13 protein-coding genes, 1 tRNA gene and 1 other annotated feature (1 of these 15 only partly in view) are annotated in these 15333 nt (G+C 47.7%); of the genes, 4 read left to right on the top strand and 10 right to left on the bottom strand.

From position 1 onward, the window contains the following. Positions 1-175, bottom strand: a binding site (T-box leader) (it extends 73 nt beyond the left edge of the window). 144 nt (positions 176-319) lie between these two features. Both BW42_RS14330 and BW42_RS14325 read right to left on the bottom strand, forming a co-directional pair. Beyond that, positions 320-1207: a carbohydrate ABC transporter permease gene (locus BW42_RS14330; RefSeq protein WP_035412579.1), complete on the bottom strand. Its 888-nt coding sequence runs from the start codon at positions 1205-1207 to the stop codon at positions 320-322. After that, on the bottom strand, positions 1204-2091 hold the full coding sequence (locus BW42_RS14325) for a carbohydrate ABC transporter permease (RefSeq protein WP_052019165.1): 888 nt from the start codon (positions 2089-2091) through the stop codon (positions 1204-1206). Before BW42_RS14325 ends, BW42_RS14330 begins: the two co-directional genes overlap by 4 nt. A 166-nt stretch (positions 2092-2257) precedes the next feature. Between BW42_RS14325 and BW42_RS14320 the strand changes: the two genes are divergently transcribed. After that, the gene (locus tag BW42_RS14320) at positions 2258-3937 is read left to right on the top strand and encodes a formate--tetrahydrofolate ligase (protein ID WP_035412576.1); all 1680 of its coding nucleotides are present in this window, start codon (positions 2258-2260) and stop codon (positions 3935-3937) included. Between the two features lie 16 nt (positions 3938-3953). Next, positions 3954-4910 (top strand): alpha/beta fold hydrolase, encoded by a 957-nt coding sequence (locus tag BW42_RS14315; RefSeq protein WP_035412573.1) that lies wholly within the window; start codon positions 3954-3956, stop codon positions 4908-4910. 71 nt (positions 4911-4981) lie between these two features. On the opposite strand, the gene BW42_RS14310 is transcribed toward BW42_RS14315, so the two are convergent. Next, positions 4982-5401, bottom strand: a complete 420-nt coding sequence (locus tag BW42_RS14310) for a hypothetical protein (RefSeq protein WP_023467229.1) — start codon at positions 5399-5401, stop codon at positions 4982-4984. Continuing rightward, a complete protein-coding gene (locus BW42_RS14305; RefSeq protein WP_231496925.1) occupies positions 5398-5943 on the bottom strand; it encodes a hypothetical protein in 546 nt (181 codons plus the stop codon). Before BW42_RS14305 ends, BW42_RS14310 begins: the two co-directional genes overlap by 4 nt. A 169-nt stretch (positions 5944-6112) precedes the next feature. On the opposite strand from BW42_RS14305, the gene BW42_RS14300 reads away from it, so the two are divergent. Together BW42_RS14300 and BW42_RS14295 are read left to right on the top strand one after the other, a co-directional pair. Further along, a tRNA-Gly gene (locus BW42_RS14300) sits at positions 6113-6186 on the top strand. A gap of 152 nt (positions 6187-6338) precedes the next feature. After that, positions 6339-7148, top strand: coding sequence for an MBL fold metallo-hydrolase (locus BW42_RS14295; RefSeq protein ID WP_035412567.1), 810 nt, complete (start codon positions 6339-6341; stop codon positions 7146-7148). 53 nt (positions 7149-7201) lie between these two features. Here the strand turns inward: BW42_RS14295 and argF are convergent, their stop codons facing one another. The 6 genes from argF to argJ are packed head-to-tail and all read right to left on the bottom strand — an operon-like array spanning position 7202 to position 15303. Continuing rightward, positions 7202-8131, bottom strand: a complete 930-nt coding sequence (gene argF / locus BW42_RS14290; protein ID WP_035412563.1) for an ornithine carbamoyltransferase — start codon at positions 8129-8131, stop codon at positions 7202-7204. After that, complete coding sequence (gene carB / locus BW42_RS14285; protein ID WP_035412560.1) at positions 8128-11160, bottom strand: carbamoyl-phosphate synthase (glutamine-hydrolyzing) large subunit; 3033 nt, start codon at positions 11158-11160, stop codon at positions 8128-8130. The genes argF and carB overlap by 4 nt, the downstream gene beginning before the upstream one ends. After that, positions 11150-12208 carry a carbamoyl phosphate synthase small subunit gene (locus tag BW42_RS14280; protein ID WP_035412557.1) on the bottom strand — a complete coding sequence of 353 codons (1059 nt, stop codon included), beginning with the start codon at positions 12206-12208 and terminating at the stop codon, positions 11150-11152. Before BW42_RS14280 ends, carB begins: the two co-directional genes overlap by 11 nt. Next, entirely contained in the window at positions 12205-13350 is a 1146-nt protein-coding gene (locus BW42_RS14275) for an acetylornithine transaminase (protein ID WP_035412554.1), read from the bottom strand. The genes BW42_RS14280 and BW42_RS14275 overlap by 4 nt, the downstream gene beginning before the upstream one ends. Then, positions 13316-14089 carry an acetylglutamate kinase gene (argB, locus tag BW42_RS14270; RefSeq protein WP_035412551.1) on the bottom strand — a complete coding sequence of 258 codons (774 nt, stop codon included), beginning with the start codon at positions 14087-14089 and terminating at the stop codon, positions 13316-13318. The genes BW42_RS14275 and argB overlap by 35 nt, the downstream gene beginning before the upstream one ends. Beyond that, positions 14086-15303, bottom strand: coding sequence for a bifunctional glutamate N-acetyltransferase/amino-acid acetyltransferase ArgJ (gene argJ / locus BW42_RS14265; RefSeq protein WP_035412548.1), 1218 nt, complete (start codon positions 15301-15303; stop codon positions 14086-14088). Before argJ ends, argB begins: the two co-directional genes overlap by 4 nt. Positions 15304-15333: the final 30 nt, after the last annotated feature.

The following is a 15333-nucleotide window of genomic DNA, read 5'->3' as shown; positions in this document are numbered from 1 at the left end:
ACTTCATCTTCGGCCATATGATAACGGACAGGCAACTCCGGCTACGCCTACTGACATTCGGGTTCGGGTAGCGACTCCGGGAGGTTCTTCGCATCTTGCTTCCGACTGGGCTCTCACCATCCCCAGCTCGCTATACGGTCGTACAAGGTGTTACTCTTCCCTTCAACGTCGTTGTTACAATTGAATTGAGAACATCGTACAACAGGTCGCAAGTATTTGAAAAGCCTTTTTTTCAAAAAAAATAAAAGTTATCAGATTAATCTGATGCATGAAACATAAAAAAAGCGTTCTCCTAGAATCGAGAACGCGCTTACAAAAATTATTTGATTGATCCACTTGTAATCCCTTGAATGATCTGTTTTTGCAGGGCGAAGAAGAATAGCAACAACGGAATGATCCCAAGCACGAGTCCGGCAAGAGCCAAGTCCCATTGTTTTGTATACTGTCCGAAGAAGTAAAACGTCGCGAGAGGAATCGTCCGTAAATCGACATCTCGTAACATGAGCGAGGGTAATAAGAAATCGTTCCAAATCCACAGCGTGTTCAAGATGATGATCGTCACTGTAATCGGCTTGAGCAATGGGAAGACGATGCGCCAGAACACACCCCATTGTGAACAACCATCAATGATTGCTGCCTCCTCGATTTCTTCAGGAATCGACTTCATGAAACCATGATACAGGAAGATCGATAGTCCAGAACCAAAACCAAGGTACATCAAAATCAGTCCCCAATAACTATTCTGTAATCCAAGATCCCCAGACAGTTTCGATAAAGGAATCATGATTGATTGGAATGGAATGATCATCGCGGCAACGAACAAGAAGAAGATGATCGTCGACAAACGTGTTTTCGTACGGACAAGCTTCCAGGCTGCCATCGAACAAAAGATGATGATGACCGCATTAGCACCGACTGTAATGATGACGGAGTTTAAAAAGACTTTTCCGAAGTTCATGGCTTCCCATGCTTCTGAATAGTTGGAAGTCATCCATTCCTTTGGTAGACCCGATGTGTTCGTAAAGATATCTCCCTGCGTCTTGAATGAATTCGAGACGACGTAATAAAACGGAATCATATACAGAAGCCCCATCAATAAGGCTGCTAGTTCGACCGTTCCAAGACGGAGTGAATAACGACCTCTCGCCTTTTTAGAGCGCTTTGGTTTCTCCTCTTGCGGAGTAGGTAACGGTTGTGCCGTACTCATGCTTCCACCTCCCGTTTTTTCGTCAGATAGACTTGAGTGACTGTAATCGCCGCAACAACAACGAAGAAGATGATTGCTTTCGCTGAACCGAGTCCAAGATTATTATTCGTAAACGATTCCTTGTAAATGTTTAAAGCAAGCATTTCGGTCGATTTGAAGGGTCCACCATTCGTTAGTGACAAGTTCGTATCGAATAACTTGAAGGACCACGAAATCGTTAAGAACAGACAAATCGTGACGGACGGCATAATCAGTGGCAACGTAATGTTCCGTAACGTCGATAGACGATTGGCACCATCGATTTTTGCTGCTTCAATCAGCTCTTGAGGAACGTTTTGTAGAGCCGCGATATAGATGACCATGATGTAACCGCCACCTTGCCAAATTGAAACGATGACGATACCCCAGAACCCTGTTCGGGCATCTCCTAACCATGGAAGTTCAAATATGCTCCACCCTGTCAATTCACCGATTGATGCAAAGCCTTTGACATAGATGAACTGCCAGACGAATCCGAGAATCAATCCACCGATTAAGTTCGGCATAAAGAATATTGTCCGTAAGAAATTACGTGTGCGAATATTTTGTGTCAATAAGAACGCCAAGATGAAACCGACGACATTCGTTAAGACGACGGCGACGACCGTATATTTCGTCGTCAACCAAAATGACTGCTGAAACTGCTCGTCACTCGTAAAGAGACGGACATAGTTATCAAAGCCGATCCAATTTAATTCTCCTGTTACACCATTCCAGTCCGTGAACGAATACATGACGCCATTGAAAAACGGTACAAGCACGATCACTGCGAATACAAGAAAGACCGGTCCGACGAAGAGCCAAAAATCAAGACCGCGTTTCCACTTCTTTTGTCCAGATGTCATTGTTTCATCCCTCCTCCACTCTACAGTACGTCTTTCACTTACACTTGAACACGTCACCATTTGACCCATTGGGTGGAAAATATTGAACGTTTTCTTTTGGCGCGTTCACACTAGATAGGCTACTATTAGAAAAAAGAGAGATCCAATCAAAGAGGGAGTCGATACCATGGAAAAGACCATTCGTTCTGACTTAGAAATCGCACAACAAACTGTCTTACGCCCGATTCGAGAAATCGCGGATCGGATTGGTTTGCAAGAAGAAGATTTTGATACGTACGGAAAGTATAAAGCGAAGTTGACAGACGGGCTGCTGAACCGGTTGGCAACGAAATCTGACGGCAAACTGATTCTTGTCACTGCTATCAATCCGACGGCTGCCGGTGAAGGGAAATCAACCGTCACTGTCGGACTCGGACAAGCACTACACCGAGCAAACCATAAGACGATGATTTGTTTACGGGAACCCTCACTTGGTCCGACGATGGGATTAAAAGGTGGTGCGTGTGGTGGTGGCTATAGCCAAGTCCTGCCGATGGAGGAGATCAATCTCCATTTCACAGGTGATATGCATGCGATCACATCTGCTCATAATACAATCAGTGCCTTGCTCGACAATCACCTGCATCAAGGCAACATTCTTGGCATTGATCCACGCCGTATCGTCTGGAAACGTGTGCTTGATTTAAACGACCGTGCCTTGCGCCAAGTTACGATTGGTCTCGGCGGTCCTGCACATGGCGTTCCGCGTCAAGATGGCTTCGATATCACGGTCGCTTCCGAAATCATGGCTGTCCTCTGTCTATCAGACTCTATCACGGATCTCGAACGACGCCTGAGCCGCATTGTCGTTGCGTATACGTACGATCAACAGCCGGTTACGGTCAAGGATATTCAAGCATCAGGAGCTGCAACGTTACTTCTAAAAGATGCGTTCCGCCCAAACCTCGTTCAGACCGTCGAAGGAACACCGGCATTGATTCATGGCGGACCGTTCGCGAACATCGCACACGGCTGCAACTCTTTGATTGCTACACAAACCGCGTTGAAGTTAAGTGACTACGTTGTCACAGAAGCAGGATTCGGCGCTGACTTAGGAGCTGAGAAATTCTTCAATATCAAATCTCGGATTGGCAAACTCCATCCGGATGCCGTCGTCATCGTCGCTACGGTTCGTGCCTTGAAGATGCATGGTGGTGTAGACAGAACACAACTCAGCGAAGAAAACCTCGCTGCCTTAACGGATGGTCTTGCTTTACTTGAAAAACACGTTGAGACGATGAACTTGTTCGGTGTCCCTGCCGTCGTTGCCTTGAACCGTTTCTTCACCGATACGGAAGCCGAGCGGAACATGATTTTGACATGGTGCCAGGAAAGAAATATTCGTGTGGCGGAAAGCGAAGTCTTCAGTAAAGGCGGTGCCGGCGGTGAAGCACTCGTCGCGGAAGTCATGCAAGCACTTGAGGAACCAAGCCAGTTCCGTCCACTGTACCCTGACGAGTTGCCGCTTCGTCAAAAGATCGAACGTATCGCAAAACGTGTCTATGGCGCAGCCGACGTTCATTTTGAAGACAAAGCCCTCCGCGAACTCGAACGGTGTACGGAGATGGGATTGAATCATTTACCGATTTGTATGGCAAAAACGCCATTTTCTTTAACCGATGACCCCGCTCGGTATGGTCGTGTCGAAGACTTCACGATTACAGTTCGTGAAATCCGACCATCGATTGGTGCAGGATTCATCGTTGCATTGACTGGGAATGTATTAACGATGCCGGGATTACCCGCGGTTCCTGCTGCCTTCCATATGGGCGTTTCGGAAGACGGACAGGTATTCGGACTTTCTTAATGAGAGGATGAGTTACATGACGATTGATCATTCACACTGGATAGCCTCTGACGGCTATACTACGACATTGCATAGCCTCGAAGCACATGATTCGAAAGGAGTCGTGATCGTCTTTCACGGGATGATGGAGCATGGCGCACGGTATGAGGAATTCGCAGAATTCCTCTATGCTCATCATTACCACACGATCATCGCAGATTTGCGCTGTTTCGGGACTCAAGCTGCACAGCGCGGGACACTCGGTCATCTTGAACCGAATCAAGGTTTTAATCAATTGATGCAGGACGCAGAAGAACTCGTCTCTGACATCAAAGAACGTTACCCGACGTTACCAGTATTCATTTTCGGTCACAGTTTTGGTTCGTTGATCGCTCGCCGGATTGGTCAAACACTCGGTCACACGGTAGCAGGAATCATCGCGAGCGGCCCTCCGACGAGCACAGGTTTACTCGGTAACATCAGCGAAAAGCTCGTCGAACGCCAAATCAATCAGCTTTCTTCTACACATCTTGCTGAACGTTTCGGACAACTGGTCTTCGGACGCTATAATCTACGTTTCTTCCCGGCACTATCGAAAAATGCCTGGCTCTCTTCGGATCCACAATCCGTCATGCGCTATGATGAAGATCCGTTATCCGGTCAAACGGTCACACTCGGGTTCTTCCATGAACTCTTGCACGCAACGAAACTCGTCAACGCACTTGCCTCCATCTATCAGCATCCGCGACATTTACCGCTCTTGTTGATCGCGGGTGGCGATGACCCGGTCGCATTTGACGGCAAAGGTATCCATCATCTGTTCGATATGTATAACCGTGTCCGTGTCGATGCCGTACAGCTGACGATTTATAAAGGGTTACGCCACGAGCTCTTCCATGAGTTCGAACGTATCCGCGTTTTCGCAGATATCGCGAGCTGGTTGAATAAACAAGTCAACCCTGCAGCTACACGCTCATCTTCTCGTTCTTCTTAAGTCATATCGATCGATACAAAAAGGCAGCAGATCCTTGGATCTGCTGCCTTTTGAACAATCTATTGTGTACTTCATTGAATCCAAGTTAGTGAAGAAATCATCGCTTCGATTTCCTCGATTTCAAGCGTCTCGCGTTCTGCGGAGTATGTCAATAGGACTAGCCGTTCCCCGTCTGAATACGCATAGATGCGTAAGAAGATATCTTCTTCTTTCCCGTCTACTGCTAGCAATGCTTCTTTTGTTGAATTACGGCGGACTTCAAGTGCTCCCGTTAGTTCGATGCCGAACTCTTCTACCAACAGATTGATTTCTTGTTCTGCCGCTTCATACGGTGTCAGTTCTTCTGAATCGGACTCATAAATGGATAATTGTAGCGTGCCCATTGCATTTTCGTCTGTTGAATAAAAACTGACGTATGTTTCTTCTTCTTGATATTCAAATACCTTTGGATATTCTAGCGTGATCCAATGATCGACTGTGTACTGTTTCATTTGAATTCCTCCATTCGTTGTATCTCTTCAAAGCGAATACCCGTCACAGCCATACGCTCGAATTGTCGAGCGAGTTGAGCAGAGACGAACATGCGATGTGTTCGCTCATCTCGCATAAGATGATGCGGACATATCGAATCGCTGATTCGTCGCTCTGTCAAAAAATAGACGCGCCGTCTCGGAATCGGACGGAATACATCCGTCGTATGTAAATGTTCGATCCGACTGACAGATAAGAGATTGAGAAGATAGTACGGAACCACTCCGTCCTTCGTCTCAAGATGTACCTTGAGACATTGTACAGAAAAGGGCGCATATGCTGCAATGACTCGCTGCACACGTTCCGAGACGAGCGGCAGATCGAATGTGTTCGGAAGGACATCCGGTAACAAATCCGCATCTTGATTGATGGAAAAAGCAAGTACACCTACGTTATGGAACCACTCTCCTATCAATAAGCGATGACGATCGAATTGGTGATGACAAATTGCTTCCCATCCTTTTCCCATCGGCTGTTCGCTCCAAACTCTTACTTCATTCACCAGACACTCTCTCCTCTACCCAACTTTACCCATATTACAAATCAAGATTACCAGTGTAAACGATTAACTAGTATTATTGTACACTGAATCTCAAAAGAAATTGCCTTTTTTCATAAAAGTTATGGAAATGCTCTCTTTGCTATGCTACTATATTTCATGTAGCCAATACGCGGGTGTAGTTTAATGGTAAAACCTCAGCCTTCCAAGCTGATGACGAGAGTTCGATTCTCTTCACCCGCTCCAATTATGACATAACATAGGTCTAGGACCATTTCCCTCTAGAGGGCAGGCGACTCGCGGCGTGCGAGTCGTCTTTTTTATTGGTTCTGCTGATGATTCCAACGAATTTATGGGTATACAACGATATAGATAGAGATTCGTAAAGGAGGATTCGTATGATTCAGATGAAAATGCCTGGCGTGACGATTTATCAAAGTACACTTATGAAAACGACCTCAACATTGATCGAGACGCCTGATTGTCTGATTGTCGTCGATCCTGGCTGGCTTCCTGATGAGATTGCAACGATTCGTCGAGACGTTGAAATCGTGCGTCGTGAACGACCATTATATGTCGTCTATACGCATGCTCATTTTGATCATATTTTAGGTGCTTACGCCTTTACGGATGCCATCGTCATCGCTTCTAAACCGTTCATCGATGTCGATCGACAAGAAGCGCTCAAAGCCGTTCAAGACTTTAACGATGAATTTTACATCGACTCCCCCGTGCTATTTCCAGATGTGACGCATGTGATCCATGAGTCTGAAACGATTTTGACGATTGGACAGACGAAGCTGATCTTCTTTATGACGCCCGGTCATGAAGCGACTCACCTTTCCTTCATCGTCATGCCACTTCACTTGTTAGTCTGCGGTGATTATGCTTCCGATGTTGAAATCCCTTTGATTGAACACGATTCCTCTGAATATTTGACGACACTCGAACTACTCGAGTCGTTCATTTATGAATATGAAGTCAAACTCTTGATTCCCGGACACGGTCACATTTGCGATGTCCGAACAGAGATGATTGAACGACTTCATCAGAGCTATGATTATATCCTCGCGCTCCGTGCCGGAAAAGAATCTGACTGGGCACCATCCTGGCAAACGACTCCGTTCATGAAACGTCTGCACGAAAAAAATAAGCGACAAGTCAAACAAGAACACGAGGAACGATTAGCACGGCGTCACTACGATTAACTTTCATCAACCAAAAGACTCGGTCGCTAAATCCGCGACCGAGTCTTTTATGATTATCCAAGTAATGTGACGAGTAACGCTTTTTGTGCATGGAGACGATTCTCGGCTTGATCGAAGATGACAGATTGCTTGCCATCGATGACGTCTGCCGTGACTTCCTCCCCACGGTGTGCCGGCAGGCAGTGCAAGAAAATGGCTTCATCATTCGCTTGATTCATGATATCGTCATTGACCTGATATCCTTCAAATGCTTGCAGACGCATCGTCGCTTCTTCCTCTTGCCCCATGCTTGCGAAGACATCCGTATACACGACATCCGCACCACTCGCTGCTTCCTTAGGGTCCGTCATGACGATGATATTTCCACCGGTTTCTTTCGCGATGGCTTGTGCCTCATGAACGACTTGTGGATCAGGAGCATAGGCTGCTGGCGCACAAATTCGGACTTCCATTCCACTGAGCGCTCCACCAATCATTAGCGAATGCGCCATATTGTTCCCGTCCCCGATATATGTCAAAATCTTTCCAGCCCGGGTTCCGAATGTCTCTTCGATCGTCAGCAAGTCAGCAAGGACTTGGCACGGATGATGCAAATCCGTCAGTCCGTTAATGATTGGAATCGTGCCATGTGCCGCAAGTGTATCGACGATCTCATGACCGAACGTCCGGATCATGAGGGCATCGACGTAACGGCTCATGACTTGAATCGTATCAGAAAGCGGCTCCCCCCGACCGATTTGCATATCTGCTCCACTCAGTACGATTGGATGCCCGCCGAGTTCGACAACACCCACTTCAAATGATAGGCGTGTCCGCGTCGATGCCTTTTCAAACAATAAGGCAACTTTTTTATGGCTTAATACGTTTTGGTAAACGCTTGGTTGATGCTTGATATCTTTCGCGAGTGCCAATAGCTCCGTCAATGCTTCCGGCGTCAGTTCCGCCATCGTCAAGAAATGTTTTAGGTGTTGCATCGTCTTCATTTTACTTCCTCCTTGATCGGCTCTGTCCATGTATGAAGTGGCTTAATAGCATAAGAGGACTTTTCTACCGCTTGTAGATGATACTGTGCTAGTTCAGGTTCTGTCAGAACTTGTACTCCGGCAGCAAGCGCTGCTTCGCGACTGGTTTTTTCTTCTGTCACGTGTGAATAGAAAATCGCACATTGTGCCCAGTCGATCGTTTCATCTAACGCTACACCTGTTCCGAATGCCTCGGTATCTGCTCCAGCAACGATGATGTCTCTTGCGGTCAAATGTCGTTTCGTCGTCTCGTCGAAAATGAAACGCTCCAGTGCCAGTCCGTCTGTCGTCCATTGCAACGTTTCACCTGTCGAACGCATGACAGGGCCTGTTTTCGGATCGACTCCTTGTAGTTTCAGCGTTGAAAAAACAGGGGTCTTGACGGCATGGAAATTAAGTTTCGTCTGTTCTGTTGGTAGTGCGACCGCTTGACCGACAGCAGCTTGGACTGCCCACTGCAAGATTGGTTGACCCGTTACTTTGGCGACGATCGGTAACGTGCGGGAGGCACGCGGATTGATTTCTAGCACGTAGACCTGATCGTCATGCAAGACGAATTGGATATTGTACGCTCCTTTATAATCCATCCGTTGCCCGATCATCTGTGCAATTCGTTCTACTTCGCTCTGAACGGTAGCGCTGAGCGATACAGGTGGTAGAATCATCGTCGAATCTCCAGAGTGAACTCCTGCCCGTTCCAATTGCTCCATCAAAATCGGAACGTACGTCGTTGTTCCATCCGTAATGCAATCGACTTCGATTTCCTTTCCTTGGAGGTAGGCATCCACGAGGACAGGGAATGCTAATTCGGAAACGATCGTCTCTAATTGCTCTTGATCGTGGATGATATGCATCCCCTTACCTCCGATGACATAGGAAGGACGAATCATGACCGGGTAACCAATCGTTGTTGCGACTTCTATCATTTGTTCGTGTGTCGCCACTTCTTGTCCTGGAATACGATCAATCCCGATGTCATCTAAAAATTGATAGAACCGCTCACGGTCTTCCATTTGATCGATGACAGCTGCCGTCGTTCCAAGAAGATGATAACCGGCTGTCTCTAAACCTGATGCAAGCGCAATCCCCGTTTGTCCTCCGAACTGGACTAATACATCTTGGCAATCCTCTGCTTCTAGGACATGCATGACGTCTTCGAGTGTCAGCGGCTCGACATATAGGCGATCTGCGACTTCGAAGTCGGTCGAGACGGTCTCCGGATTATTGTTGATCATGATCGTTTCATAACCGGATGCTTGTAGTGCACGTACCGCGTGAACGGAACAATAATCAAATTCGATTCCTTGACCGATCCGAATGGGTCCCGCACCGATGACAGCGACTTTCTTTTTCGTCGATGTAGTGACTTCCGTTTGACCACTCCAGTTTCCGTAGAAGTAAGGAGTTGCACTCTTGAACTCTCCTGCACATGTATCAATCATATGATAGACAGGAAGGATGCCTTTCTCTTTACGTAAGTGCTCGATGTCTACAGCACCGACACCCGTCAGAAAGGCAATTTGTTCGTCCGTGAAGCCCATCATTTTTGTCTGTTTTAAAGAACTTTCATTCGATAAATCAATTTTTCGTTGCTGATCGACGAGGCGCTGGAGTACTTTGACGAATAAAGCTTGTACTTTCGTCTGTTCGACGAGTTCTTCGACGGTCGTTTCCTGACGATCTAGTAGTGCTAACATCGCGAGCAGACGACGGTCCGTCGGCACTTTTATTTCTTTCCACAATACGCCAGCCTCCGCTGTTTTCATCCATGTCGGATAAAGAGGCGATTGCTCGACTCCTGCACCACGCCACGCCTTTTGTAACGCTTCTTCCAGCGTCTTCCCCATCGCCATACTCTCACCGGTCGCCTTCATTTGTGTACCAAGTGTCCGGTTACTGTCAGTAAATAGATCGAACGGGAAACAAGGCACTTTTGCCGTGATATAATCCATCGTCGGTTCGAAGCTCGCCATCGTCTCCTTCGTGACAGGATTGATACAGTCGTCGAGTCGCTCACCGAGTGCAAGACGCGTCGCTAATTTCGCAATCGGGTACCCCGTCGCTTTGGAAGCAAGTGCTGAAGAGCGACTGACACGCGGATTGACTTCAATGACGAAGTAGCGTTCTTCCGTCGGGTGGATCGCAAACTGGATGTTGCATCCACCGATGACACCGAGGTGCGACACGATTTTACGCGCTTCCGTCCGCAATTGCTGATTCATTCGATCCGAAATCGATTGAATCGGTGCAAAGACGACAGAGTCTCCGGTATGGACACCGACGGGATCAATGTTTTCCATGTTACAGACGATGATCGTCGTATCTGCACTGTCACGCATGACTTCATATTCGACTTCTTTATAACCAGCAATACTCACTTCAACCAAACACTGTGAAATCGGACTTGCTTGTAAGCCGTTTTGCGCTAGCAGACGTGCTTCGTCCTTTGTCAGCGCAATTCCACCGCCCGTTCCCCCGAGTGTAAAGGCTGGTCGGATGACGAGTGGGACACCATGTACTGCCATGAATTCTTCAAGCTCTGCTAACGATTCGATCGTTTGACTTTCCGGGAGCGGTTGCGCGAGCTCGATCATCTTTTGTTTGAATCGTTCGCGATCTTCTCCGTCTCGGATCGTCTCAAGCGATGTCCCTAGGAGTTCGACACCGTATCGCTCAAGTACTCCTGCTTCTTCGAGTGACATTGCAAGATTGAGTGCCGTTTGTCCGCCGACCGTCGCTAGGAGATGGGACGGTCGATCTTGTTTGATGATAGCTGTTGCTTTTTCAAGAGTCATCGCCTCAATGTAGACATGATCTGCCGTGCTCGGATCCGTCATGATAGTAGCCGGATTCGAATTCATTAAGATGACCTCGCATCCCGCTTCTCGAAGCGCCTGACAGGCTTGTGTGCCGGAATAATCAAATTCTGCTGCTTGTCCGATGACGATCGGACCCGAACCGATGACGAGTACTTTCTGTTTATCCCACATATGCTACCTCCTGATGTAATACGGTATTTACGAATTGATCGAAGACGACCATCGCCTCTGTCGGTCCTGGACTCGCTTCTGGGTGAAACTGGACTGTCATGATCGGTAAAGCCGGATGAATCAATCCTTCAACGGATCCATCATTGATATGTTCATACGCAAGTTCCATCTCAGACGCTTCGATGCTTTTAACATCAACGGCATAACCATGATTTTGAGACGTCATGAATACTTGTCCGGATGCTAGATGACGTACAGGATGATTCGCTCCTCGGTGTCCATGATGTTGTTTTAATAAGGTACAACCGAACGCATGAGCGAGAACTTGGTGTCCCATACAAATACCAAGTGTCGGATAGCTCGTCGCCAGTTCACGGATTCCTGAAAGGAATGGATCTAGTTGCGTCGGATCACCAGGTCCATTGGAAAACAGCAGACCGTCTGGTGCCAGTGCTTGAATCCGTTCCGGTGTCGTATCGTATGGCACGACCGTCACACGCATATGCCGTTCAATCAAAGCATCGATCATCGATTGTTTCACACCGTAATCGATACAGACGACATGACCATCTTCGACTTCCGGAACGTATTCGACGTTTGAAGTCGTCGACACAGAAGCGATGTATGCTGCGTCTACTGACTCCGGTACTGTCATATTCTCCTGCATCATGTCTCCAAATTGGTCGCCCTCTGTCCGTAATAGATGTACAAGGGAACGCGTATCTACTCCCGACAAAACCGGAACATTCGCTTCGCCTAGCCAGCTTGCGAGTGATGTTCCTTGCCCATCCTCAGCCAAAGTTTGAACGATGACACCAGCGACTTGAATCTGGTTGCTTTCTGATGCCTCCGCTTGAATACCGTATTGACCGATCAACGGATATGTGAAGACAAGAATTTGCCCCTGATAAGATGGATCCGTTAAGACTTCCTGATATCCTGTCATCCCAGTAAAAAAGACGACTTCTCCTTTGACTGGAACTGTTCCTTGCCACGAACCGGTAAACGTCGTTCCGTTCGCAAGCGTTAGTTTTCCGGATTGTTTCATACGATGACCTCCTGTTGACAAACGAGTTGTATTTTTTCGATGGCTTGCGTGAGTTCTTGTTCCGTCACGAATAACGATGGCAACAAGCGAATGACATGAGGACCAGCCGAAACGACAAGAAGACCATTCTCACGTAAGGCATCAATCAGCGGTGCAACAGGCATCGTACATTCAATACCAATCATCAAGCCACGACCACGAATAGAACTCACGATCGAATTGGGTAATTTTTTTTCTAATTGTTGACGTAAATATTCACCTTTTTCTTGAATGTCTGCCATGACAGTGTCACTTAACAAGAGGTCAAGTGTTGCTTCTGCAGCTGTCATCGCGAGTGGATTTCCACCAAATGTCGAACCATGCGATCCGGGCGTGAATACTTCTGCTGCCTCTTCCGTTGCGAGTAGCGCACCAACCGCGAGTCCACTTCCAAGTCCTTTCGCAAGGGTGATGATATCCGGTACGAGTGGTGTCTGCTCAAATGCAAAACGTGAACCCGTCCGACCAATTCCGGTTTGCACTTCATCGACGATGATTTTGACATCGTATTGCTGCGCCTTCTTCATCAACGCTTCTAGCCACGCATCGTCAGCGACGACGACCCCACCCTCTCCTTGAATGATTTCGAGCCATACAGCAGCAGTTTGATCCGTAATTGCTGATAGGCTTTCCATCTCGTTAAACGGTAGATGTTTGAATCCATTCACCATCTCCCCGTATCCCGCTTTGATTTTTTCCTGTCCTGTTGCGCCCATCATCGCAAATGTCCGACCATGGAAAGATTGTTTAAACGTGACAACTTCTGTTTTCCCTGTCCATTTTCGAACGAGTTTGTACGCCGCCTCGTTTGCTTCAGCACCACTGTTACAAAAGAAAGCATGACTGAGATGACTGTCTTCCGTCAGTCGCTCGGCGACCCGCTCTTGTGCCGCGATTTGAAACAGATTTGACGTATGCCAAATTCGGTTCAACTGTTCCTCTAGCCGTTGCTGAACATAAGGATGACGGTGCCCTGTGTTGCATACAGCGATTCCCATGATGAAATCAAGATACGTCTTTCCTGTCGCATCTTCTACGATCGATCCTTGTCCTTTGACCAATTCCACATCAGTACGTTGATAAGTGGGTAGTAGTGCACTCATGTAATTCCTCCTTGATTCGTGTCCCTGCAGCTAACGCATTTTTTCCCGATCGAATGACGACCTCTGAAATACCATGCTGAGTGGCCTGCATCATCGCTTCGACCTTCGGAATCATTCCCCCGTAAATTTCTCCCGACGCGATCGCAGCTTCGATAGCTGCAGACGTGATTTCTGATTGATAGTCACCGTTTACTTTTACACCTTCGACATCCGTCAACAATTCAAATCGGTCGACGGACCAAGCCTTCGCGACAGCAATGGCACACGCATCCCCGTTACTGTTCAACACACCTTGTTCCCCTGTGACAAGGGATGTGACGACCGGCACATAACCATTCGTACTCAACACTGTGAACAATCGTGGATGAATGTGCGTAATTTGACCAACTGCCCCGAGTCCTTTGACTTTTTTACCATGGACGCTCGCACCGTCTAACCCGCTCATCCCGACCGCTGGAATTCCTGCCTGATTCAATTGCTGGACGATCCCGGATTGGACTTCCCCTGCTAAGATCCGTCGCGCCCCGAGTAACACACCATCCGTCGTCACACGGACACCATCTCGAAACACGGGTTTGATTCCCTCTTGTTCACAGTAACTCGATAGAAGTGGGCCACCCCCATGGACGATCAATAGTTCGTTACCGGTTTCGACCCACGCTTTCCATTCCTCGAAATACTGCGCATCCAATTGCTCCCATACACTACCACCCAGTTTGATAACTTTTCGTTTCGTCATGTCCGGTAACTCGCATTGATTTTGACGTAATCGTACGTCAGGTCACAACCATAGGCGTGTCCTTGTCCTACTCCATCATTCAAATTGATATGAATTCGGACGTCTTGTTGCGCAAGGTCCTGCGATGCGATTGTTTCATCAAATAAAATAGGCATGCTCTGTTGTAACACCCACTGCGAACCAATTTTAATATCAACGTTTGATACATCAAGCGGCTCCTTGATACTTCCGACAGCAGCGATGATTCGTCCCCAGTTCGCATCTTCCCCAAAGATTGCTGTTTTGACGAGAGACGATCCGACGACTTGTTTAGCGACCATCCGCGCTACTTCATCGGTTTGTGTTCCCTTTACCGTCACTTCGATTAACTTCGTCGCACCTTCCCCGTCCCGCGCAATTTGTTTCGCTAAATCTTGACAAACCGTTTCGATGGCCTGTTCGAATGCGAATGCTTCGTCCGTACCTTCAACGATCGGCGCTCCCCCTGCAGCTCCACTCGCTAAAATCATGACCATGTCATTTGTCGAACTGTCTCCATCTACGGTAATGCAGTTAAACGTCCGATGAATCGTCCGGCGCAATAGTGTCTGTAAGACATCCGGTTCAATCGTTGCATCGGTCGTCAAGAACCCAAGCATCGTCGCCATGTTCGGATGAATCATCCCTGATCCTTTCGCTACACCACATACTGAAATTTGGACATCCCCTTGCATGTATTGTTGACCAGCTGATTTCGTACCGGTATCGGTTGTCAGGATCGCATGGGCGAAATCACTCGCGGCATCCTTGTCATTTGTAGGAATCAGCTGTGGAATACCTGCCAGTAACGTATCAATGGCTAACGGTTGACCGATGATCCCAGTCGAAGCGATGACAACTTGTTCAGGAGCGATCCCGAAATGTGTCGCTAACGCTTGTTGTGATGTATACGCATGTGATAGACCAAGTTCTCCCGTACAGGCATTCGCGTTCCCGCTGTTGACGAGGACGGCATGAATGCGTCCTTGTGACGCCTGAATCGCTTGCTTCGTCACAGTAATCGGTGCTGCTTGCACCTGATTCGTCGTATAGACAGCTGCGGCACTTGCTCCTTCCTCACACCAAATCAAACCAAGATCCTTTCGCTTTCGCTTTAGCCCCACGTGTACCCCTGATGCTTGAAATCCCTTCGGTGTCGTGATCGTCAATGGGGTCTCTACTTGTACTTGCCACACAGGCGTTCCTCCTCTTTCGTCTCCAAGTGT

It is taken from the genome of Exiguobacterium sp. RIT341, assembly GCF_000632205.1.
Lineage (GTDB): Bacteria > Bacillota > Bacilli > Exiguobacteriales > Exiguobacteriaceae > Exiguobacterium_A.
This window is presented reverse-complemented; position numbering and strand designations above follow the sequence as displayed.